21 protein-coding genes and 1 tRNA gene are annotated in these 22,431 nt (G+C 65.2%); 13 read left to right on the top strand and 9 right to left on the bottom strand.

What is annotated here, in order from left to right; all coding sequences use genetic code 11:
• Positions 1 to 97: 97 nt before the first annotated feature.
• The 3 genes from gyrB to dnaA form a co-directional block, all read right to left on the bottom strand.
• A complete protein-coding gene (gene gyrB / locus AB4850_RS32360; RefSeq protein ID WP_414443465.1) occupies positions 98 to 2,575 on the bottom strand; it encodes a DNA topoisomerase (ATP-hydrolyzing) subunit B in 2,478 nt (825 codons plus the stop codon).
• A gap of 249 nt (positions 2,576 to 2,824) precedes the next feature.
• A complete protein-coding gene (gene dnaN / locus AB4850_RS32355) occupies positions 2,825 to 3,931 on the bottom strand; it encodes a DNA polymerase III subunit beta (RefSeq protein ID WP_414443464.1) in 1,107 nt (368 codons plus the stop codon).
• Between the two features lie 196 nt (positions 3,932 to 4,127).
• Entirely contained in the window at positions 4,128 to 5,705 is a 1,578-nt protein-coding gene (dnaA, locus tag AB4850_RS32350; RefSeq protein ID WP_414443463.1) for a chromosomal replication initiator protein DnaA, read from the bottom strand.
• Positions 5,706 to 6,124: 419 nt separating this feature from the next.
• Here dnaA and rpmH point away from each other — a divergent pair, with 419 nt between their 5' ends.
• The 4 genes from rpmH (at position 6,125) to yidC (ending at position 8,768) form a co-directional block, all read left to right on the top strand.
• Positions 6,125 to 6,259 carry a 50S ribosomal protein L34 gene (rpmH, locus tag AB4850_RS32345; RefSeq protein ID WP_004198824.1) on the top strand — a complete coding sequence of 45 codons (135 nt, stop codon included), beginning with the start codon at positions 6,125 to 6,127 and terminating at the stop codon, positions 6,257 to 6,259.
• A gap of 73 nt (positions 6,260 to 6,332) precedes the next feature.
• The gene (rnpA, locus tag AB4850_RS32340; RefSeq protein ID WP_414445678.1) at positions 6,333 to 6,743 is read left to right on the top strand and encodes a ribonuclease P protein component; all 411 of its coding nucleotides are present in this window, start codon (positions 6,333 to 6,335) and stop codon (positions 6,741 to 6,743) included.
• A gap of 94 nt (positions 6,744 to 6,837) precedes the next feature.
• Positions 6,838 to 7,104 (top strand): membrane protein insertion efficiency factor YidD, encoded by a 267-nt coding sequence (gene yidD / locus AB4850_RS32335; protein ID WP_414443462.1) that lies wholly within the window; start codon positions 6,838 to 6,840, stop codon positions 7,102 to 7,104.
• Between the two features lie 8 nt (positions 7,105 to 7,112).
• Entirely contained in the window at positions 7,113 to 8,768 is a 1,656-nt protein-coding gene (yidC, locus tag AB4850_RS32330; protein WP_414443461.1) for a membrane protein insertase YidC, read from the top strand.
• A 149-nt stretch (positions 8,769 to 8,917) separates the two neighbouring features.
• Here yidC and AB4850_RS32325 read toward each other — a convergent pair whose 3' ends face one another.
• The gene (locus AB4850_RS32325; protein WP_414443460.1) at positions 8,918 to 9,340 is read right to left on the bottom strand and encodes a transcriptional regulator; all 423 of its coding nucleotides are present in this window, start codon (positions 9,338 to 9,340) and stop codon (positions 8,918 to 8,920) included.
• A gap of 371 nt (positions 9,341 to 9,711) precedes the next feature.
• Positions 9,712 to 10,134, bottom strand: a complete 423-nt coding sequence (locus AB4850_RS32320) for a transcriptional regulator (RefSeq protein ID WP_414445677.1) — start codon at positions 10,132 to 10,134, stop codon at positions 9,712 to 9,714.
• Positions 10,135 to 10,482: 348 nt separating this feature from the next.
• Here AB4850_RS32320 and mnmE point away from each other — a divergent pair, with 348 nt between their 5' ends.
• Both mnmE and AB4850_RS32310 read left to right on the top strand, forming a co-directional pair.
• Positions 10,483 to 11,877, top strand: coding sequence for a tRNA uridine-5-carboxymethylaminomethyl(34) synthesis GTPase MnmE (mnmE, locus tag AB4850_RS32315; RefSeq protein ID WP_414443459.1), 1,395 nt, complete (start codon positions 10,483 to 10,485; stop codon positions 11,875 to 11,877).
• An 89-nt stretch (positions 11,878 to 11,966) separates the two neighbouring features.
• Positions 11,967 to 12,287, top strand: a complete 321-nt coding sequence (locus AB4850_RS32310) for a hypothetical protein (protein WP_414443458.1) — start codon at positions 11,967 to 11,969, stop codon at positions 12,285 to 12,287.
• 28 nt (positions 12,288 to 12,315) lie between these two features.
• Here AB4850_RS32310 and AB4850_RS32305 read toward each other — a convergent pair whose 3' ends face one another.
• A complete protein-coding gene (locus AB4850_RS32305) occupies positions 12,316 to 12,486 on the bottom strand; it encodes a hypothetical protein (protein WP_414443457.1) in 171 nt (56 codons plus the stop codon).
• 197 nt (positions 12,487 to 12,683) lie between these two features.
• Here AB4850_RS32305 and AB4850_RS32300 point away from each other — a divergent pair, with 197 nt between their 5' ends.
• Complete coding sequence (locus AB4850_RS32300) at positions 12,684 to 13,238, top strand: YaeQ family protein (RefSeq protein ID WP_414443456.1); 555 nt, start codon at positions 12,684 to 12,686, stop codon at positions 13,236 to 13,238.
• A 16-nt stretch (positions 13,239 to 13,254) separates the two neighbouring features.
• Here AB4850_RS32300 and AB4850_RS32295 read toward each other — a convergent pair whose 3' ends face one another.
• A complete protein-coding gene (locus tag AB4850_RS32295) occupies positions 13,255 to 13,665 on the bottom strand; it encodes a VOC family protein (protein WP_414443455.1) in 411 nt (136 codons plus the stop codon).
• Positions 13,666 to 14,154: 489 nt separating this feature from the next.
• Between AB4850_RS32295 and ada the strand changes: the two genes are divergently transcribed.
• The 4 genes from ada (at position 14,155) to AB4850_RS32275 (ending at position 18,507) form a co-directional block, all read left to right on the top strand.
• On the top strand, positions 14,155 to 15,243 hold the full coding sequence (gene ada / locus AB4850_RS32290; protein WP_414445676.1) for a bifunctional DNA-binding transcriptional regulator/O6-methylguanine-DNA methyltransferase Ada: 1,089 nt from the start codon (positions 14,155 to 14,157) through the stop codon (positions 15,241 to 15,243).
• The gene (locus AB4850_RS32285) at positions 15,240 to 16,244 is read left to right on the top strand and encodes a DNA-3-methyladenine glycosylase family protein (RefSeq protein ID WP_414443454.1); all 1,005 of its coding nucleotides are present in this window, start codon (positions 15,240 to 15,242) and stop codon (positions 16,242 to 16,244) included. Before ada ends, AB4850_RS32285 begins: the two co-directional genes overlap by 4 nt.
• 150 nt (positions 16,245 to 16,394) lie before the next feature.
• Positions 16,395 to 18,008 carry a glutamate--cysteine ligase gene (gene gshA / locus AB4850_RS32280; protein WP_414443453.1) on the top strand — a complete coding sequence of 538 codons (1,614 nt, stop codon included), beginning with the start codon at positions 16,395 to 16,397 and terminating at the stop codon, positions 18,006 to 18,008.
• A 235-nt stretch (positions 18,009 to 18,243) separates the two neighbouring features.
• Complete coding sequence (locus AB4850_RS32275; protein ID WP_414443452.1) at positions 18,244 to 18,507, top strand: DUF3761 domain-containing protein; 264 nt, start codon at positions 18,244 to 18,246, stop codon at positions 18,505 to 18,507.
• Between the two features lie 94 nt (positions 18,508 to 18,601).
• On the opposite strand, the gene AB4850_RS32270 is transcribed toward AB4850_RS32275, so the two are convergent.
• Positions 18,602 to 18,677: transfer RNA gene (locus AB4850_RS32270), tRNA-Lys, on the bottom strand.
• 226 nt (positions 18,678 to 18,903) lie between these two features.
• Between AB4850_RS32270 and AB4850_RS32265 the strand changes: the two genes are divergently transcribed.
• Positions 18,904 to 19,785, top strand: coding sequence for a patatin-like phospholipase family protein (locus AB4850_RS32265; protein ID WP_414443451.1), 882 nt, complete (start codon positions 18,904 to 18,906; stop codon positions 19,783 to 19,785).
• A gap of 144 nt (positions 19,786 to 19,929) precedes the next feature.
• Here the strand turns inward: AB4850_RS32265 and AB4850_RS32260 are convergent, their stop codons facing one another.
• Positions 19,930 to 20,946, bottom strand: a complete 1,017-nt coding sequence (locus AB4850_RS32260) for a D-2-hydroxyacid dehydrogenase family protein (RefSeq protein WP_414443450.1) — start codon at positions 20,944 to 20,946, stop codon at positions 19,930 to 19,932.
• 401 nt (positions 20,947 to 21,347) lie between these two features.
• Here AB4850_RS32260 and AB4850_RS32255 point away from each other — a divergent pair, with 401 nt between their 5' ends.
• On the top strand, positions 21,348 to 22,400 hold the full coding sequence (locus AB4850_RS32255) for a LysR family transcriptional regulator (protein WP_414443449.1): 1,053 nt from the start codon (positions 21,348 to 21,350) through the stop codon (positions 22,398 to 22,400).
• Positions 22,401 to 22,431 lie beyond the last annotated feature (31 nt).

The following is a 22,431-nucleotide window of genomic DNA, read 5'->3' as shown; positions in this document are numbered from 1 at the left end:
CGAGACGGCGTGATGCTACCCGTGAGCTGCGGCAATTCGAGAAAACAAAAAAAGGCTCCCGAAGGAGCCTTTTCCGAAGGAGCCAACCGCACCCCCCTCAAATATCAATATTCCCCGCCCGCAACGCATTCGACTCAATGAAAGCACGCCGAGGCTCCACCTCATCCCCCATCAGCGTCGTAAAGATCCCATCCGCAGCAATCGCATCCTCGATCTGCACGCGCAACAAGCGCCGCACATTCGGATCCATCGTGGTTTCCCAAAGCTGCTCGGGGTTCATCTCGCCCAAACCCTTATACCGCTGCTTCGAGATATTCCGCTCCGCATCCGCCATCAACCAGGCCATCGCACCCTTGAAGTCCTTCACGGCCTGCGAGCGCTCGCCGCGCTTGATCAGCGCGCCTTCGCCGATCAGATCCTTGAACGTATCCGCGGTGCTGACGAGCTGCTTGTAATCGGCCGTGAGCAGGAATTCCTCGTCGATGACCGACACCCGCACGTTGCCGTGGTGCGGCCGCTCGATGCGCAGCGTCCACTTCTCGCGCACTTCATCGTGCTTGGCGATCACGCGCACTTCGTTCTTCAGCGCGTCGCCGGCCAGCATCGCGGCCTGCAGCGTGGCCGCCGAGGCAATCGCGGCATCTTCGCTCGCGAGATCCACCAGCACGCCGTCCATGATCGCTTCCAGCGCCGCCGGGTCGTACAGGCGGCCCAGGCGGCTCACCACCGCGCGCGACAGCAGATACGAGCGCGCCATCGCGCCCAGCGCATCGCCGGAAATCGCCGCGGCGTCGCCGCCCGGTTGCAGCTCCGAGCCGTTCAGCGCCAGCCGCAGCATGTGCGCGTTCAGCTCGCCCTCATCCTTCAGGTAACGCTCGTCCTTGCCGGCCTTCACCTTGAACAGCGGCGGCTGCGCGATATACACGTAGCCGCGCTCGATCAGCTCCGGAATCTGGCGATACAGGAAGGTGAGCAGCAGCGTGCGGATGTGGGCACCGTCCACGTCCGCGTCGGTCATGATGATGATGCGGTGATAGCGCAGCTTGTCGAGGTTCAGGTCTTCCTTGCCGAGGCCGCAACCGAGCGCGGTCACGAGCGTCATGATCTGCTCGGACGACAGCAGCTTGTCATAGCGCGCCTTCTCGACGTTCAGCACCTTGCCGCGCAGCGGCAAAATCGCCTGGAACTTGCGGTCGCGGCCCTGCTTGGCCGAGCCGCCGGCGGAGTCGCCCTCCACGATGTAGATCTCGCACTTGGCGGGATCCTTCTCCTGGCAGTCGGCCAGCTTGCCCGGCAGGCCCACGCCGTCGAGCAGGCCCTTGCGGCGCGTCATCTCGCGCGCCTTGCGCGCGGCATCGCGCGCCCGCGCGGCTTCGACGATCTTGCCGCAGATGATCTTCGCGTCATTCGGCGTTTCGAGCAGGAAATCCTCGAGCGCCTTGGCGACGACCTCCTCCACCGGCGCGCGCACTTCGGACGAAACGAGCTTGTCCTTGGTCTGCGAGCTGAATTTCGGCTCCGGCACCTTCACCGACAGCACGCACGACAAGCCTTCACGCATGTCGTCGCCCGAGGTATCGACCTTGGCCTTCTTGGCGATCTCGTTGTCGGCGATGTACTTGTTGATCACGCGCGTCATGGCCGCGCGCAGGCCGGTCAAATGGCTGCCGCCGTCGCGCTGCGGGATGTTGTTGGTGAAGCACAGCACGTTTTCGTTGTAGCTGTCGTTCCACTGCATCGCCACTTCGACGCCCACGTTGTCCTTCTCGCCGGTGATGTGGAAGATCGTCGGGTGCAGCACGGTCTTGGCCTTGTTGATGTATTCCACAAAGCCCTTCACGCCGCCCTCGAACGCGAAATCGTCTTCCTTGCCCGAACGATGGTCGGTCAGGCGGATTCGCACGCCGTTGTTCAGGAAGGACAGCTCGCGAATGCGCTTGGCCAGGATGTCGTAGTGGTATTCCACCGTGCCGAAGATGGTCGGATCGGCCATGAAATGCACTTCGGTGCCGCGCGTTTCGGTGTCGCCGGTCACGGCCATCGGCGAGACTTCCACGCCGTCGCGCTGCTCCAGCACGCGCTCCTGCGCGACGCCGCGATGGAATTCCATGAAGTGCTTCTTGCCGTTGCGCTTGACGACCAGACGCAGCCAGCTCGACAGCGCGTTCACGCACGACACGCCCACGCCGTGCAGGCCGCCGGACACCTTGTAGCTGTTCTGGTCGAACTTGCCGCCCGCGTGCAGCTCGGTCATGACGATTTCGGCGGCGCTGCGCTTCGGCTCGTGCTTGTCGTCCATCTTGACGTCGGTCGGGATGCCGCGGCCGTTGTCGGTGATGGAGATCGAGTTGTCGGCGTGGATCGTGACGTGGATGTCGTTGCAGTAGCCGGCCAGCGCTTCGTCGATCGAGTTGTCGAGCACCTCGAACACGAGGTGGTGCAGACCGGTGCCGTCCGACGTGTCGCCGATATACATCCCGGGCCGCTTGCGGACCGCCTCCAGACCTTCGAGGATCTGGATCGACGAGGCGCCATAGCTGCTGTTATCGGGCTGCGAATTGTGCTGTTCAGTCATGGATGTCTTCCGGTTCTGCTGGCCGCCACGAAGTGCTGCGGCCGGGTACTGCCGTCAGGCAGGGGCGGGTGCGCTCGCGAGCCGTTTTTCTGTTGTTTTCATGCTGTTTCGGGGTACGAAACACGCGGGAAACGCTTGAAAAATCGCGGAAAATTTCCGCGTTTCGGCTGGCCGGGGGTACGCCCGCAAATGCCATAAAAACGCCAAAGGGGCGTGGCGCCCCTTGGTGTGTCCGGTGTGTCGCGTGCGTCAGATGCGCATCGGCATCACCACGTACTTGAATTCGCCGACTTCGGGAATCGTGATCAGCGCGCTCGAGCTGGCGTCGCCGAGGCTGACTTCGATGTTGTCTACCTTCAGGTTGGCGAGCACGTCGAGCAGATACGTGACATTGAAGCCGATGTCGACGGTATCGCCCTGGTAGGCGATTTCGAGTTCTTCCTGCGCCTCTTCCTGATCGGCGTTGGTCGACATGATCTTCAACTGACCCGGGGCGATGATGCAGCGCACGCCCTTGAACTTGTCCGAGGTCAGGATGGCAGCGCGTTGCAGCGAGCGCTGCAACTCTTCGCGGCCGATCGTGAAGGTATTCTTGTGGCCCTTCGGGATCACGCGCTGGAAATCGGGGAACTTGCCCTCGACCAGCTTCGACACCAGTTCGACCTGGCCGAACGTGAACTTGGCCTGCGTTTGCGCGATGTCGATCTTGACTTCGTCGTCGATGTCTTCGAGCAGGCGTTGCAGTTCGAGGATCGTCTTGCGCGGCACGATCACTTCCTGGCGCGGGAAAGCGCCGCCTTCGATCTTGATCGACGAATAGGCGAGGCGGTGACCGTCGGTGGCCACGGCCATCAGCAGATCGCCATCGACCACCAGCAACATGCCGTTCAGGTAGTAGCGGATGTCCTGCTGGGCCATCGCGAAATAGACCATGCCGAGCAACTGGCGGAAGGACTTTTGCGGCACGGCCAGGCTCGCGCCGAAATCCTTCGACTGGGCCACGGTGGGGAATTCGTCGGCGGCGAGCGTTTGCAGGGCGAAACGGCTCTTGCCCGATTGCACGGTCAGGCGCTTGTCGGCCAGCGACAGCGTGACTTGCCCGTCGGGCATCGCGCGCAGGATGTCGAGCAGCTTGCGGGCGGCCACGGTGGTCGCGACCTGCTCGCCGCCCACACCGAAATCGGCGCGCGTGGTGATCTGCAGTTCGAGGTCCGTCGACAGGAACGATACGTCGGAACCGGTCTTGGTGATCAGCAGGTTCGCGAGGATCGGCAGCGTATGGCGGCGTTCGACGATACCGCTTACGGTTTGCAGCGGCCTGAGGAGGGTGTCTCGTTCGGTCTTGACCAGTTGCATAGGGTTCCTTCGTTGAATAAACGGCCTGCAAGCCACGCAACGCCCGCCTGGGCGGCCCGCTGCCTTCCCGCCGCCCGGGCGGTCAAAAACCTGTATTGTGCCTCAAAACAGAACCGCCCCTTTTAAATTCACCCGGATCGGCGTATGGATCGCGCGCGCGTGCGAGCCGCCGGCAGCGGCGCGCAAGTTGGCGCGTTTATCCCTTCAGCGTCTGTTCGAGCACGTGCAGCTCGTGGTTCAACTGCGCATCCTTGCTGCGTTCGTCGGCGATCTTGCGCACCGCGTGCAGCACGGTGGTGTGGTCGCGCCCGCCGAACAGCTCGCCGATTTCGGGCAGGCTCTTCTGCGTCAGTTCCTTGGCCAGGTACATCGCGATCTGCCGCGGCCGCGCGATGTTCGCGGGGCGCTTCTTCGAGTACATGTCGGCCACTTTGATGTTGTAGAAATCGGCAACGGTCTTCTGGATGTTCTCGACCGAAATCTGCCGGTTCTGCACCGTCAGCAAATCCTTCAGCGCTTCCTTGGTCAGCTCGATGCTGATCTCGCGGCCATGGAACTTCGAATACGCGAGGATCTTGCGCAGCGCGCCCTCGAGCTCGCGCACGTTCGAGCGCAGGTGCTTGGCGACGAAGAAGGCCACGTCTTCCGACAGGTTCACGCCTTCCGATTGCGCCTTGCGCATCAGGATCGCCACGCGCATTTCGAGTTCGGGCGGCTCGATCGCCACGGTCAGGCCGGAATCGAAGCGCGAGATCAGGCGGTCGTCGATGCCCGAGATTTCCTTCGGGTAGGTATCGCTGGTGATGATCACCTGCGCCTTGTTGGCGACCAGCGCCTCGAACGCGTAGAAGAATTCTTCCTGCGTGCGCGACTTGCCCGAAAAGAACTGAATATCGTCGATCAGCAGCAGGTCGAGCGAGTGGTAGTAACGCTTGAAATCGTCGAACGCCTTGCGCTGGTAGGCCTTCACGACGTCGGACACGTATTGCTCGGCGTGGATGTACCGGATTCGCGCGCCCGGCTTGTCGAGCAGCAACTGATTGCCGATCGCGTGGATCAGGTGGGTCTTGCCGAGGCCGACGCCGCCATACAGGAACAGCGGGTTGTACGACACGCCGGGGTTGTCGGCCACCTGGATGGCCGCGGCGCGTGCGAGCTGGTTGGCCTTGCCGGTGACGAAGTTGTCGAAGGTCAGGACCGGGTTCAGCTTGGAGCGCTCGTAGGTCGAATCGGCGGCGTCGCCGGCCGCGGGGCCGTTCGCGCCCGGCCGCCAGGTGCGGCGGCCGGCGGCGGCCTCGTGGGCGGTCAGGCTCGGCAGATCGAGATCGGCGGCGTCGTCGGCATTCAGCGCGGCGGCCTGGGCGGCAGCCTGCGCCGCCGCCTGGGCGGCCCGGATCGCGGCAACGGCCGGATTGACCGGCGCTTCGGGAGCCGGTGCGGCAGCGGGCGTGACGGCGACGGGCGCGGCTTCGGTAGCCGCCACCGACGGGCGCGGGGCGACCGCCGGCGCGGCGCTGCGGGCGCCGGCCTTCGGGTCCAGCACGAACTGGACGTCTACCGGTGCGTTCCAGAAATCGCGGGCCAGATCGGAGATCCGGCCCGAGAACTGGCTCTTCACCCAGTCGAGCTTGAAGCGGTTGGGGGCGGCAATGGACAACGTGTTCGCGGCGGCGTCGAAGGCCACCGGCGCCAGCGGTTTTATCCACGTCACGTACTGCTGGGGCGTCAATTCGCGCTCCAGCAGGGCGGAACAGTGTTGCCAGAAATCATTCATCTAGGTGCTGTCGTTCTTGGGTTGCACAGCGGCACGAGGCCGCCCTTGTTGCGGATCGGCAACAAGGCCCGGTGCGGCCGAGCGAGCATGCTCCGGAGGCACGTGCCACAAGGGTTTCGGGCGCAGGACGAGCCGGAGCGGTGTGCGGGATTCTTGGAGGTAAGGCGAGATTCTAACGCCAAACGGGGGCGTCGCGGGAGTTATCCACAGGGGCGCGCCACTCGGTGGGGTGAGGGTGGGGATTGCTGCACAGGGGGCGGGAACGGGGCTAAAGTATTGACCGCTCACAGAAAAACGGATTAAATAGCGGGTTCCGCGAAAACCAATCCTAGATTTTCGGCGATTGCGTTCGCCCGGTGGCCTGAAGGATCGGGCACGCGGTCCCTGATTACCGACATTCTCGACCAAGTGAGAGCAACATGAAACGTACCTACCAACCTTCCGTGACGCGTCGTAAGCGTACCCATGGTTTCCGCGTCCGCATGAAGACTGCAGGTGGCCGCAAGGTCATCAACGCACGTCGCGCGAAGGGCCGCAAGCGCCTCGCCATCTAAGGACGGGCGAAGCGCCGTGTCCGCCGTCAGCGGCGATGCGGGCAACGCAGTCGCAAGCCCCGGCATCGATCCGTTGCAGGTGGGCGCGACCTTCCCGAAAGCCGCGCGGCTTCTGAAAACGGATGAGTTCTCATCCGTTTTTCGTTTGCGCCCCTGGCGGCGCAGCGCGCACTTCGTGATCTACGGCAAGCCGGTGGGTGGCGACGCCCGCCTCGGCCTCGTGATCGGCAAGAAGTTCGCGCCGCGCGCGGCCACGCGCAACCTGGTGAAACGCCTCGCTCGCGAGGCGTTCCGCCAGCGGCGCGCGGAGTTCGCCGGTTGGGATTTGCTGCTGCGGCTGCACACGCGTTTCGACAAGAAGGCGATGCCGAGCGCGGTTTCCGCGCCGCTCGCCGCGCTGTGCGAAGGCGAGATTCGCGAGCTGCTCGACAAGGCGGCGCGCGAGGTCGCCAAGCGCGGCCCCGTCAAACCGGAGGGCGCTTGAACCGCGCGCCGGTGAGCTTTTCCGATGGCCGGGCCGGGTGTGCCTCGCGGGCATGCCCATCCGGTCACATGACGGCGCGCAAGCGCCGAATGCTATGCAAACGGTATTGATCGCATTGCTGCGTGTCTACAAGGCTGCCTTGAGTCCCTTGCTCGGCAGCCGTTGCCGTTTTTACCCTTCCTGTTCGGATTACGCGCGCGAGGCAATCCAGTATCATGGCGCCGCGCGCGGCACGTACTTGGCCGCGAAGCGTCTGTGCCGCTGCCATCCGTTTTCCGCCGGCGGCATCGATCTCGTCCCGCCGGCCCGTTCCGGTGCCAGCGCTACCCACGAAACTGAAGCGCCGTCCCATCGACTCTGAGACAACGCATGGATATCAAACGCACCGTCCTATGGGTGATTTTCTTCATGTCAGCGGTCATGCTGTACGACAACTGGCAGAGAGCCCATGGGGGCCAGTCGATGTTCTTCCCGAACGTCACGAAGACCCAAGGCGCGTCCTCGACCGACGCCAGCAGCGGCGCCTCCGCAGCCAGCGGAACGGCAGCGCTTCCGGCTGCCTCCACCACGGCGCCGGCGAACACCGCGCCGATCGCGCAGGCGCAGCTGGTGCGCTTCTCGACCGACGTCTATGACGGCGAGATCGACACGCGCGGCGGCACGCTGACCAAGCTGACGCTGAAGAAGGAAGGCGACGGCAAGCAGCCCGACCTGTTCGTCACGCTGTTCGACCACACCCAGGATCACACCTACCTGGCACGCACCGGCGTGACGGGCGGCAACTTCCCGAACCACAACGACGTGTTCACGCCGGTGGCCGGCAATCCCACCGCGCTGGCCGCGGGCCAGGATTCGATGAAGCTGTCGTTCGAGTCGCAGGAGAAGGGCGGCGTGAAGGTCGTGAAGACCTACACCTTCACGCGCGGCAGCTACGTGATCGGCGTCGACACCAAGATCGACAACGTCGGCACGGCGCCGGTTTCGCCGACCGTCTACATGGAAATCGTCCGTGACAGCACGCCGGTGGAAACGCCGCTGTTCTCGCACACCTTCCTCGGGCCGGCCGTCTACACGGACCAGAAGCATTTCCAGAAGATCACCTTCAGCGACATCGACAAGAACAAGGCGGATTACGTCAGCTCGGCCGACAACGGCTGGGTGGCGATGGTCCAGCACTATTTCGCGTCGGCCTGGATTCCGCAGCAGGGCGTGAAGCACGATATCTACGTCGAGAAGATCGATTCGCTGTATCGCGTGGGCATCAAGGAGCCGGTCAAGACGATCGAGCCGGGCCAATCAACCGACGTGTCGGCGCGCCTGTTCGCCGGTCCGGAAGAAGAGCGCGTGCTGGAAGGCATCGCGCCGGGCCTCGATCTGGTCAAGGATTACGGCTGGGTCACGATCATCGCCAAGCCGCTGTTCTGGCTGCTGCAGAAGATCCACAGCTATGTCGGCAACTGGGGCTGGTCGATCGTCCTGCTGACGCTGCTGATCAAGGCCGTGTTCTTCCCGCTGTCGGCCGCCAGCTACAAGTCGATGGCGCGCATGAAGGAAATCACGCCGCGCATGCAGGCGCTGCGCGAGCGCTTCAAGGGCGATCCGCAGAAGATGAACGCGGCGCTGATGGAGCTGTACAAGACGCAGAAGGTCAACCCGTTCGGCGGCTGTCTGCCGGTGGTGATCCAGATCCCGGTGTTCATCTCGCTGTACTGGGTGCTGCTGGCGTCGGTGGAAATGCGCGGCGCGCCGTGGATTCTCTGGATTCACGATCTGTCGCAGCGCGACCCGTTCTTCATCCTGCCGGTCCTGATGGCCGGCGCGATGTTCGTGCAGACGCGCCTGAACCCGACGCCGCCGGACCCGGTCCAGGCCAAGATGATGATGTTCATGCCGCTGGCGTTCTCGGTCATGTTCTTCTTCTTCCCGGCCGGCCTCGTGCTGTACTACGTCGTCAACACGGTGCTGTCCGTGGCGCAGCAGTACTACATCACGCGCGCGCTGGGCAACAAGAAGGCGGCCTCCTGATGTAACGGGTTGCTTGCCCGCCGCATGACAAGAACCGCCCGGTGTCAGAACCGGGCGGTTTTTTCATGGATGTTCGAAACGAGTGCAGGGCGGAGGCGACGCCGTGTCGCGGCGATCACATGCCACGCGTGTCGCGCGGCGGTGCAGAATCACCGGTCGGACGAATCGCCGTAGAACTGTTCGATCAGTTCCTGCACCAGGTAGCGGTGATGCGGCGAGAGCGCTTCGATCTTGGTGGCCAGCTCGATCGTCTCTTGCGTGGGCGGGTAGGTGGCGTCGCGTGGCAGCGGCTTCGGTGTGTTGCGCGCGGCCACCGATGGCGGCGGCCCGTAGTGGAGCCAGTGCGCATCCACGCGCAACCAGCCGGCGAGCGTCGCGAGCTTGTCGGCCGTCGGGATCGTGCGGCCGGTCAGCCATTTGTGCGCCGTTTGTGGCGAGACGGGCTGCTCGCCGTGATGGCGCAAATTGAAATGCAACGCGAGTTCGGTCGCGCCCGCTACCTTTTCAGGGCTGCGCATCAGGGCGAACTTCAGGCGTTCGGAGAACGCCGATTTCTCGTCGGGCGTCGGCATGCGCCAGATTGTGCAATCGGGGGCCGATGCCTCCGACAACCAATCGCGTCATATTTATCTCAAATGCGTGTTGATTCAACCGTAGCGTCGCGCGTCACGTTTCTCGCCTTATCTCTGAAATGCTTGTGTGGCGGGAGTGGTGATGTCCCTGGGGCATGCGGCATCGTGTTGCTGGTTGCCGGCAATTTAGCGTGTTTGGGAGAATTCCGCGCGATGGATCCGCATGGATGGCCCACGGTGTCGAGCGTCCTGCTGGACGCCAGTTCTATCTCAAAATATGGCTGACGGCCAATCCACGAGATGCTGGCCGAAACCGGCTAAATTGTGGCATTGGGTCACAGTGCATCGAGGAGGGTCGGCTCGCGGGCATGTCAGCGTTGCGGCGAGCCGCCGTAGAACTGCTCGATCAACTCCTGCACCAAATAGCGATGATGCGACGACAACGCTTCGATCTTGGTCGCCAGTTCGATCGTTTCGTCCGTCGGCGGATACCGTTCGTCGCGTGGCAACGGGCGCGGCGTGCTGAGCGCATTGCTGGTGGGCGGCGGCCCGTAATGCAGCCAGTGCAGATCGACGCGCAGCCATTCGGCGAGCGTCGCGAGCTTGTCCGCGGTCGGAACCGTGCGGCCGGTCAGCCACTTGTGCGTGGTTTGCGGCGACACCGGATGCTCGCCGTGATGGCGCAGGTTGAAGTGCAGGGCAAGTCCGGTCGCGCCGGAAAGTTTCTCGGGACTGCGTAATAGCGCGAATTTGAGGCGTTCTGAAAACGCCATTTTTTCTTCGAGGGTCGGCATGCGCAGATTGTGCAATCGAGGCGATGGCGCAATGACAACCGCCTGCGCCATATTTATCTCATTTGGCGCTGGAATGCGGCGGCGGGTGCAGCCGAGATTGAGCATGATTATCTCGTAAATAAAGGCATGTGGACGAGATTCGGGATGTACGAGCCGATTCGACGATGGACGTTCTGATGATGAAATAGCCTGATCGGGAGAAAACGGCCTGCCGACAATCGCAGGCGAACCCGACCCGGTGCGACGCGCTCCGGCCTCGGAGCGCTTCCTGCCGCCACGCTACAATGCGGGCGTTCCAGCGGCGTCCACGGCGATGCCGGCCCGATCCTCCTTGCCTTCGACTTCTCCATGCCCGTCACCGATTCCGATCCGATCGTCGCCATTGCCACTGCTGCCGGCCGAGGCGGCATCGGGGTCGTGCGCGTGTCGTTCGGCCGCGCCGGCGCGGCGGCGGCCGAGGCGTTGATGCGCGAGGTATGCGGGCAAATGCTGGCGCCGCGGCACGCCAGCTACGTGCCGTTCCTCGACGCGGGTGGTGCTGCGCTCGATCGCGGCATCGCGCTGTATTTCACCGCGCCGAATTCCTACACCGGCGAGCAGGTGCTCGAACTGCAGGGGCATGGCGGCCCGATCGTGCTGCAACTGGTGCTGCAACGTTGTCTGGACGCGGGCCGCGAGCACGGCCTGAGGTTGGCCGAGCCGGGCGAATTCACGCGTCGCGCGTTCCTCAATGACAAGCTCGATCTCGCGCAGGCCGAGGCCGTGGCCGACCTGATCGAAGCCAGCACCGAGGCCGCCGTGCGCTCGGCGGGGCGTTCGCTCGACGGGGTGTTCTCGCGCGAGATCCATGCACTTGTCGACGACGTGATCGGCCTGCGGATGCTGGTCGAGGCGACACTCGATTTTCCCGAGGAAGAGATCGATTTCCTCGAGGCCGCCGACGCGCGCGGCAAGCTCGCGCACATCCGCGCGCGGCTCGTGCAGGTGCTTGGCGAGGCACGCCAGGGTGCGCTGCTGCGCGAGGGGATGTCGGTGGTGCTGGCAGGGCAGCCGAACGTCGGCAAGTCGTCGCTGCTCAACGCGTTGGCCGGCGCCGAACTCGCGATCGTGACACCGATCGCCGGCACCACGCGCGACAAGGTGGCACAGACGATCCAGGTCGAGGGCATTCCGCTGCACATCATCGATACCGCCGGGCTGCGCGAGACCGACGACGAGGTCGAGAAGATCGGCATCGCGCGCACCTGGGGCGAGATCGAGCGCGCTGATGTCGTGCTGCATCTGCTCGATGCGCGCACGGCGCTGGGCGACGACGATCGCGCGATCGCCGGGCGTTTTCCCGCCAATGTGCCGGTAGTGCGCGTGTTCAACAAGACGGACCTCAGCAACGAGGCCGCATCGGTCGCCCATCTGGCCGGCGAGGCCGATCTGAGCGAATTGCGCCTGTCGGCGAAGCGCGGCGACGGCATCGATCTGTTGCGTGCGGAGTTGCTGCGCATCGCGGGTTGGCAGGCCGGTGCCGAGAGCGTGTATCTCGCGCGCGAGCGGCATCTGGTCGCGCTGCGCGCGGCGCAGGCGCATCTGGCGCAGGCCGCGGCGCACGCAGATCAGAACGCGCAGGCGCTCGATCTGTTCGCGGAGGAGTTGCGGCTCGCGCAGGAGCAGTTGAATTCGATTACCGGGGAATTTACGTCGGATGATTTGTTGGGGGTGATTTTCAGCCGGTTCTGTATCGGGAAGTAAGTCCGCGTCGCCAGCCCGCCTTCGGCGCGTTTCGCATCCGCACCACCCGCTTCGCAATCTCGTCATGCCGCGCGGCATCGAATGCTACGGTGTTCGATCACCCGCCATCGACGAGAGCCCGCATGCTCCCTTATTCACGATTGCTCGCCGGCTGCCTGGCGTGCGCATTGTCCGCCGTCGCGCTGCCGGCGCTTGCCCAGCTTGCTTCGGAGACCTACTCATCGGAGCCTGCTGCGGGCGGCTTCATACGCGTCAACAATCGCGAGGATTATCTGCGCGCGGAACGCCATCAGCAGGAAGAGCTGCGCTACCAGCGCCAGCACGAGGAAACGATGCGCGAGGAGCGCATGCAGGAAGAGCGCGTGCGTCAGCAACGCATGGATGAGCAGCGGATGAACAGCAACCATTGAAGCGGGGCGCGATCGCAGCCCGAACGCCTCAATGCTCGCGCCGCCAATGCTTCCACGGATGCCGCCAGTCGATATGCACCGCGTGCAGCGCGCGCGGATGCCGCCGGCGATGTTCCTGCCACAGCTCGTCGGAGAACAATGCCGCGACGATTACCAGCGGCAGCACGAGAAAAATGCCCAGGATCACTTGCTCGACCACGATTGCCTCCGTGCGGCTGACGGGCAGCGTAGCGCCCTGCTTTTTATTCTAGGCAGCGCACGAGCGGCGCATCGTGGATTTTCTCGTATGGCGTGCCACCGTCCATAGCCTTTACCGCGATTTCGGGCGCACGCCGCGCGCATTCGGTATCATCACGCCCCGACCGAACCTTTCGCCCGCACGCGGCACGACACCGGATGGCGCTCAAATCGACGATCTACAAGGCTGAACTGCAAATTGCGGACATGGACCGGCACTATTACGCCGACCACACGCTGACGGTGGCCCGTCATCCCTCCGAGACGGACGAACGCATGATGGTGCGTATCGTTGCGTTCGCGCTGCTGGCGCGCGAGCGCCTCGAGTTCGCCAAGGGCCTGTCCGACACGGACGAGCCGGACATCTGGCAAAAGGACCTGACGGGCGCGATCGAGACCTGGATCGACGTCGGCCAGCCGGATGAACGGCGCATCTCGAAGGCCAGCGGCCGTTCGGCCCAGGTGGATGTGATCGCCTACGGCGGCCGCACCTCGGATATCTGGTGGCAGGGCGTGCGCAGCAAGGTGGAACGCCTGCGCAACGTGCGCGTGCTGACGTTGGCCGACGGCGCCGCCGAAGCGCTCGGCACGATGGCCGAACGGACGATGCGGCTGCAATGCACGATTCAGGATGGCTCGGCCTGGCTGTCGAGCGCGTCGCACGATCCGGTCGCGGTTGAATGGACCGTGCTGAAGCCGCGCGCCGGCGAGTAACGCTTTTCCTTCCTCGCTACACCGCGCGCGGCGGTCCCTTCAATTCCACGCGATTTCCCTCGGGGTCGGACAGATAGATCGACGGCCCGTAGCCGTCCGCGCCATAGCGTTCGGCCGGCTCGTCGGGCGCGGCGCCGTGCGACGTGAGGTGAGCGCGCAGTGCGTCGGCATCGAACGGCTCGACGCGCAGGCACAGGTGATCCATGTTGCGGCCCGCACCAGGCATGCCGCTGTCCGTGCGGTCGATCGGTGCGTGCTGCCTCAGCAGGTCGATCAGCGTGCTGCCGGCACGCAATTGCATGAGCCCGAGATCGGGCTGTTCCTTCTCGAGATGGCAACCCAGCACGTCGCAGTAAAAGCGCAGCATCGACGGCATGTCGATGACGCGCAGCACGACGTGGTCGATGCCGAGAATCACGGGTTTCATGAGGCGCGTCTCCTGTTTCAGGCATGGAGCGATCGAGTCTAGTCGATCACGCGCGGCGCATCGAGTCGGCCATTCGGCCAGCTCGACGGACATGACGCGATGCGCGCAAAATGCCCGCAGCGATGAACAACGGTGTGCCCGAACGATGGACGAAAAAAAGCCCGCTCTAGTGGAGCGGGCTTAATCCATATCAGGAGGAGACATGGAGGAGACAGTTCCAACTATACACAGGCCGATGGTGCGTCGCAATAATTCGATTGCAAAATATCGTTACGGAGTCAATGTGTCGCAGCGTTTCGGCTGTTTCGCGCGCTGCGGCAAAGGGCTGCGAATTTGGGTGTAGTTCTCGCTTAATTGACGTGCGGTGTGGCGCGGCGCTGCATCCGGTCGCACCCCGTTAGTTCTGCCGAATGACAGCGCAAGTTTCCGGCAGGCAGCGCAGGGCGTGCCACGTAGAGTGCATACCGTTCTCACTGTTTTCGCGAGGCGATCATGTCTTCCAAGTATCCGACCGACGAATCCCGCTGGACCGCCCTCGTCGCGCGTGATGCCGGGGCCGACGGCGTGTTTTTCTACGCAGTCCGCACGACCGGCGTGTTCTGCCGTCCGAGCTGCGCGTCGCGCATGCCGCGTCGCGAGAACGTGGCGTTTTTCGACGCGCCGGCAGCGGCGCGCGAAGCGGGCTTCCGACCCTGCAAGCGCTGTCAGCCCGAACGCGCGCCGCGCGAAGTGGAGATCGTGCAACGCGCCTGCGCCGTGCTCGACGCGAGCGATCGCGCGACGCTGGCCGAGTTGAGCGCGGCCGTGCATGTGAGCCCGTTTCATTTGCAGCGCCTGTTCAAGCGGGTGGTGGGCGTGACGCCGCGTCAATATCAGGCGGCACGCCGTGGCGCCGCACTGCGCGATGCGCTCGAAAGCGGTGCGCCGGTCACGCGTGCGGCGGTCGATGCCGGGTATCAGTCGTCGTCGCGTGTGTACGAGGCGGTGCCGCGCGAGCTCGGCATGGCGCCGTCGGTGTTCCGGCGCAAGGGCGCGGGGCTGCGCATCGAGTACGCCACCGCGCCCACGTCGCTCGGCCAGGTGCTGGTGGCGGCCACCTCGCGCGGCATCTGCCGGATTGCGTTTGGCGACGCGATAGCGCCGCTCGTCGACGATCTGCGCACGAGTTTCGCGAACGCCGAATGCGTTGCCGCGCCGGAGCGTCTGGCGCCGTTCCTGAGCGAGATCGATGCCTACCTGCACGGCACGCAGGAGCGCATGACGTTGCCGCTCGACATCAGCGCGACGGCGTTCCAGCAGCGCGTCTGGGAAGCCCTGCAGCAGATTCCGTATGGCCAGACGCGCAGCTATACGCAGATCGCCGAGGCGGTCGGTTCGCCGCGTGCGGTGCGGGCCGTGGCGAGCGCTTGTGCGTCGAACCCGGTGGCGCTCGCGATCCCGTGCCACCGCGTGATCCACAAGGACGGTGCGCTGACCGGCTATCGCTGGGGCACCGCGCGCAAGGCGGCGCTGCTCGCGGCCGAGGCGCGGCAGGCGTCCGGCGAGCCGGCCGCGCTGTCGCTCGACGACGCCGCATGACGCGTCGCGCCGCGGCTGCATCCGCCTCCGCCTCAGCGCTGCTCGCCATAGGCGGGCCCAGCGTTGCAGGCGTGGCCGCGGGCGATGCCGCGCGCGTCGAGATCGCGTTGCCGTTCCGGCCGCCGTACGACTGGCCGCGCCTGTTGCGTTTCCTGGCCGGGCGCGCGATCCCCGGCGTCGAGACCGTCGCCGACGGCGCGTATCTGCGCGCGATCGACTATCGCGGCGCGAGCGGCGTGTTGAGCGTGCGCCGTCATCCCACGCGCCGCTGCCTTGTTGCGACGATCGAGGGCACCGCTGCATTGTGTGCGGACGACGCGCTCGCGGCCCGCTTGGCCACCGTCTTCGACGTGCGGGCCGACCCGGCCGAGATCGGCGCGCATCTGGCGCGCGACGCGTGGTTCGCGCCGCTGGTCGCGGCAGCGCCAGGCTTGCGCGTGCCGGGCGCGTGGTCCGCGTTCGAGCTTGTCGTGCGCGCGATCGTCGGCCAGCAGGTCAGCGTGAAGGCCGCGACCACGATCATCGGACGATTGGTGCAGCGCGCCGGCGAGCCGCTTGCCGCACCGCCGCATCCGGCTGTCGGCTGGCGCTTTCCCGAGCCGGCCGCGCTGGCCGCCTGCGATCTCGACCGGATCGGCATGCCCGGCAAGCGGATCGCCGCGCTGCAGGGCACGGCGCACGCGGTGTCCACCGGCGAGGCGCCGATCGACCTCGCCGCCGGCACGGCCGATTTGACGCAACGCCGTGCGGCGCTGCTCGCGCTGCCCGGCATCGGCCCGTGGACGGTCGAATACATCGCGATGCGCGCCTGGCGCGACCCGGACGCGTGGCCCGCCACCGATCTCGTGCTGATGCAGTCGATCGTCGCGCGCGATCCGTCGCTCGACCGGCCGTCGAGCCAGCGGCGGCGCAGCGACGCATGGCGCCCGTGGCGTGCCTATGCGGCCATGCATCTCTGGAACGAAATTGCCGACCGGGCGGGCGGCGCGCGCGGCGGCTGAGGGCGCTGGAAGGCAAGCCAGGCTTGGCTGTGCCGGGAATCGGGGTGGGCTCAAGCGGGCGTGTCGGCGAGATGTTAAAGTGCCCGCTACCGTCAATCCCGGCGGGCGGTGCGCGTGGCAGCAAACCGCCATGCCTGCTTCCGAGCATCCATGTCGAACAAGATGACTTCCAGCCACACCGACTTGCTGCAGCAACGTCTCGCCGTGCTGGCTTCCGGGCCGACGCGCGAACGTCTGGTCGACGGCCTGCGCGGTATTGAAAAGGAAAGCCTGCGCGTGACGCGCGACGGCATGATCGCGATGACGCCGCATCCGCGCGCGCTCGGTTCCGCGCTCACGCATCCCGCGCTCACGACCGATTATTCCGAGGCGCTGATCGAGCTGATCACGCCGGCCGAACCCGATGTGGCGATCACGCTGGCGAGCCTCGACACGCTGCATCGCGAGGCGTACGCCGCGCTCGGCGACGAGATGCTCTGGAACGAATCGATGCCCGGCACGCTGCCGGCCGACGATCAAATTCCGATCGCCGAATACGGCAGCTCGAACATCGGCCGCCTGAAGACCATCTACCGCCGCGGCCTCGCGTATCGCTACGGCCGCACGATGCAGTGCATCGCGGGCATTCACTACAACTACTCGCTGCACGAGGATATCTGGCTGCGTTTGCGCGAGCATGCGCAGTCGGCCGCCGCGCCGGTCGATTATCAATCGGCGCGCTATCTCGCGCAGATCCGCAATTTCCGCCGCACCAGTTGGCTGCTGATGTACCTGTTCGGCGCGTCGCCGGCGCTCGACAAGGCGTTCCTGCGCGGGCGCGAGAGCGCGCTCGAGGCGTTCGATGCGACCACGCTGTATCGCCCGTACGCCACCAGCCTGCGGATGAGCGATCTCGGCTATTCGAACACCACGGCGCAGTCGGCACTGGTGGCCGATTACAACTCGCTCGACGGCTATCTCGATGCGTTGTCCAAGGCCGTCAGCGAGCCGTATCCGGCCTATGAGGCGATCGGCACGCATCGCGACGGCGAGTGGATCCAGCTCAACACCAACGTGCTGCAGATCGAGAACGAGTTCTACTCGACGATCCGTCCGAAGCGCGTCACCTATTCGGGCGAGCGGCCGCTGCATGCGCTCGCGTCGCGCGGCGTGCAGTACATCGAGGTGCGCTGCCTTGATATCGATCCGTTCGAGCCGACCGGCATCGCCATCGATACCGCGCGCTTCATGGATGCCTACCTGCTGGTGTGCGCGCTCGACGACAGCGCGCCGCTCGAATGCGATGCCTATCGCGAAGCCAATGCGAACTTCGGCCGCGTGACGATGGAAGGGCGCAAGCCGGGGCTCGAACTGGTGCGCGACGGTGTGGCCGTGACGATGCGCGACTGGGCCGAGGACGAGTTCGCGAAGATCGAGATCGCGGCGCGCGTGCTCGACGAGATCCGCGGCGACGATGCACACGTGCGTGCCGTGGCCGCGCAGCGCGTGAAGCTCGACGATCCCGAGCAGACGCCGTCGGCGCGTGTGTTGCGCGAGATGCGCGAGCGCGGCGAATCGTTCCTCGATTTCGCGCGCCGGCAAAGCGCGGCGCATGCCGAGTACTTCCGTGCGCGGCCGCTCGATGGCGAAGCGGCCGCCGCGGCGCGAGCACTGGCCGACAAGTCACTGGCCGAGCAGGCCGAGCTGGAAGGCAAGGACGGCGGATCGTTCGATGCGTTCGTGGCCGCTTATCGCGCTTATACGCTGAACCGCTTCAGCGTTTGAACTGAGTTGAATCGAGTTGGGCCGATCGTTGCGTTTGCAACGATCGGCATGCCTGTGGATCGCAGGCTGCATCGTCCTTGCGCCGTCCGGCGCGCAGCGTTCCTCATTGTCGAATGGCGCGTGCCGCGAGTCGCGGTAAAGTGCGACAGCCGCGTTCGCATGATTCACCGGATTGCTTTGCCGGATGCGCAGACGGCACCGACAAAAAGCGGCCGAACCGGCCCGGGGGACCACGATGAAACGATGCCTGATTGCGATCCTGCTCGGCGTGCTGGCCGCGCCGGCCTTCGCCTACCAACCCGATCCCGACGAATCGCAACTGCGCGAGCATCGTCATTACACGAACCGCGACGGCCAGGCCGTGCACTCGCCGGCGCATTCGCGCAACGGGCGCGCGCCGGCCGGTGCGAGCGCGCGTTGCGGCGACGGCACGTACAGCTTCAGCCGACATCGGTCGGGCACCTGCTCGCGCCACGGCGGGGTGGCGGAATGGGAGTGAGGGGGGCTGCAGGCATTGGATCAATGCTGTGCCGGGTGAAGGCCACCAAAGCAAAAAGCCCGGTCAGCTTTCGCTGACCGGGCTTCCAAATGCTTGGTGGGGCGTGAGTGACTCGAACACTCGACCTACGGATTAAGAGTCCGCTGCTCTACCAACTGAGCTAACGCCCCCAACAGAAGAAAGATTATGCCCAAGCTTTTGGGGCTTGTCTACCCCTTTCTCGCTTTTTCTTCAAAAAAGCGCCTCGCTTGGCCCAAGGCCTACGCGACCCGCCCGCAGCGGCTCCGCTATCATGACGCCCGGCAGACAGGCAGGGGCCAAGCCCAGGGCCAATCGGCCATTCACCCTCGCCGCAGCCGGCCCCCGGCACGGTTCACCAAACAAGGAGCCCCCGCGATGTTCGATCAAGTGGTATTCGCCGGTGGCGGCAACCGCTGCTGGTGGCAGGCGGGCTTCTGGGACATCGCGCAACCGGCGCTGGCGATCCGTCCGCGCGTGATCACCGGCATCTCGGCCGGCGCGGCCACGGCGTGCATGCTCTACACGCGCGATTCGCAATGGGTCATGCGCTATTACCGCGAGGCGCTGCGCGACAACACGAAAAACGCCTACTGGGGCAACCTGTTGCGCGGCAAGCCGGTGTTTCCGCATTACCGCATCTACCGCCAGGCGCTGGTCGACATCTACGGCGAGCCGTTCGCGCGCCTGGGCGACGCGCCCGAAATCCGCATCGGCGTCTCGCACGTGCCGCGTTGGCTCGGTGCGCGCAGCGCGGTGGCGGCTGGCCTGGTGGCCTACAACATCGAGAAATACGTTCGCAAGACGCTGCATCCCACGCTCGGCCAGTCGCTCGGCTTCCGGCCGGAATTCGTGCGGGCCCAGGCCTGCGCGGATGTCGACGAGCTGGCCGACCTGATCCTGCAGTCGTCGTGCACGCCGCCGTTTACGCCGGTGCTGCGCCGCGCGGGGCGGCCGGTGCTCGATGGCGGGATGGTCGACAACGTGCCGGTGGGCGCGCTCGATCCCGCGCCGGGCAAGGTGCTGGTGATGGTGACGCGCCGCTATCCGCGCCCGCAAAGGTTCACGGTCGCGCACGGCGAACAGACGCGGCTCTACGTGCAGCCGTCGGTCAAGGTGCCGATTTCGAGTTGGGATTACACGAGCCCGGGCCAGATGCAGCACGCCTACGATCTCGGCCGCCGCGATGGCGAGCAGTTCGTCGCGGCGATGGTGCGCGAACGCGAGCAGATGGCACAGCCGGTGGCCGTGGCGTCCTGAGCGCCCGGCAACAAATCCGCCGCTCGGCGCCAGAGCCCGTGGCGCGCGGCGCTTCCCGATTCACAAAAGGAAGCACCCGCCCGCGCCGATCAATCCCGCATCAACGCCAAATCAACGCCAAATCAACGCCAAATCAACGCCAAATCAACGCCGATTCCGCCCGCCAACCAGCGCATCGGGATTGGCCACGCTCGACATGTCGCCCGAATCGAACGCGAGGATATTGCGGAATGCGGCGCCGAAATACAGCTCGTAGCTCTCGCGTTCGACATAGCCGATATGCGGCGTGCAGATCACGTTTTCCATGCGCAGCAGGCTGTAGCCCTGCAGGATCGGCTCGCTTTCGAATACGTCCATGGCCACCATGCCGGGCCGGTTCTGCGCGAGCGCATTGACGAGCGCGCTTTCCTCCAGCAGCTCGGCGCGGCTCGTGTTGACGAGCAGCGAAGTGGGCTTCATCCGCATCAGGTCGTCCTGCTTGACGATGCCGCGCGTCTCGTCGTTCAGGCGCATGTGCAGCGTCAGGATGTCGGCTTGTTCGAAGAACGCTTCGCGACTGTCGGCGGCGGTGTGCCCGTCGGCGCGCGCGCGTTCGAGCGAAGGCTCGCGGCCCCAGACCAGCACGTTCATGCCGAATGCCTTGCCGTAGCCGGCGATCATCTGGCCGATCTTGCCGTAGCCCCAGATGCCGAGCGTCTGGCCGCGCAGTACCTGGCCGAGGCCGAAGTTGGGCGGCATTGCCGAGGTCTTGAGCCCCGACTGTTGCCAGGCGCCCTGCTTGAGGTTGGCGACGTACTGCGGAATGCGGCGCTGGGCGGCCATGATCAGCGCCCAGGTCAGTTCTGCCGGCGCGACCGGCGAACCGGTGCCTTCGAGCACGGCGATGCCGCGCTCGGTGCAGGCGTCGATGTCGATATGGCTCGATGCCTTGCCCGTCTGGCTGATCATGCGCAGATGCGGCAGCTTCGACAGCAGTTGCGAGGTGACGTGAGTGCGCTCGCGGATCAGGACGAGCGCTTCGACCTCGGTGAGCCGGCTGGCGAGCTGGCCGAGGCCGCGCACCGTGTTGTTGAAGACCTTGACCTCGTGGTCGGCGAGCAACTCGAAACAATTGAGCTTGCGGACGGCGTCCTGATAGTCGTCGAGGATGGCTATTTTCATGAAGTAGTCGAGAACGGCACGGAAAGCGGGATGCGCCGGGCACCGCCATGGCTGTGTGGCAGGCCGGCGGCCCGAACGGGGGCGGGCCGTCATGATCTTATGACGCGCGCCGGCCAGGTGTATCTCTTTTTAACAGCTTGTTACGGGGCGGCGGTGCGGCGACGCTCCGGATAGGCCGCGCGCGACCGTTGACTCGGACGCGCGAATCGGCTTGTTCGCGGCGAATTGTTTCCGGAATCAGAATAATTAGATGAATCTCAATGTAAGGTGCCCCTTAATCGAACATTTTTTGTCGAAATCCCGCACTCCGATGGCAACTCTGCACCAAATTCGCTGTCGTAGGAGAATTACGCATTTGCTACACAATTTTGAAGCTGTAAAGCACAGCGGCGGGAGTGGTTATGGATCATCTGCAGTCGATGCGAGTGTTCGTCAAGGTAGCGGATCTGGGCAGCTTCGCGCGAGCGGCCACCGCGATGGATATCTCGAATGCCGTGGCCACGCGCCACGTTGCCGATCTGGAGGGGCGGCTCGGCACCCGTCTGTTGAACCGGACGACGCGCAGCCTTTCCCTGACCGAATCCGGCCAGGTCTATCTCGAACGCGCCCGCCAGATTCTCGATGAGCTGGAAGACGTCGAGCAGATGGTCGTGGCGCGCAACCACGAGCCGGTCGGCACGCTGCGCATCGTCGCGCCGGTGGTGTTCGGGCTGCACAACCTCGCGCCGGTGCTGCAAAGCTACACCCAGCGCTATCCCAAGGTGATTCCCGATCTCACGCTGGTCGACCGGCAGGTCGATCTGGTCGAGGAAGGTTTCGATGTCGGGGTGGTGATCGCGCGGCAGATGCGCAGTGCGAGCATCGTCACGCGGCGGCTCACCACCGGCTGCATGACGGTGTGCGCGACGCCGGCCTATCTGGAAAAGCACGGCACGCCGACGCATCCGGAGCACCTGATGGAACACCCGTCGCTGAGCCTGCCCGCCGAATACTGGGGCGACGAGCGCGTATTCACGGGGCCGGACGGCGAAGTGCGCGTGCGGCCGACCAACGTGATCGTCGCGAACAACACCGAAATGCTGCGCCAGTTCGCGCTGCTCGGCATGGGCGTGGCGATGCTGCCGAGCTACCTGATCGGTGGCGACACGGCGCGCGGCAAGCTGGTGCGCCTGCTGCCCGACTATCGCCTGCCGCAGATCGAAATCAACGTCGCCTACCCGAGCCGCCGTCACCTGCCGGCCAAGGTTCGCACCTTCATCGATCACCTCGTCGAGCACTTCAGCCAGATGCCGGACACCGCGCTGGGGGAGCAATGGGGCGTCAATAGCGGCTTGCAGCCGCCGTCGGAAGGCGCGCCTGCGCTGCAAGGCCTGCAACGCTCGCCGGCCGGCCCGTCGATGCCGGCGCCGCTGCCGAAGAGCCGTCCGCGCACCACTGCGCCGTCGCCGCTCTGATTTCGAGGCGCAGCAAGTAAAAAAGCGCGCT

Source organism: Burkholderia sp. 22PA0106 (assembly GCF_047497155.1).
Classification (GTDB): domain Bacteria; phylum Pseudomonadota; class Gammaproteobacteria; order Burkholderiales; family Burkholderiaceae; genus Burkholderia.
The sequence above is the reverse complement of the archived record's forward strand: the minus strand, read 5'-3'. Positions and strand labels throughout refer to the sequence as shown.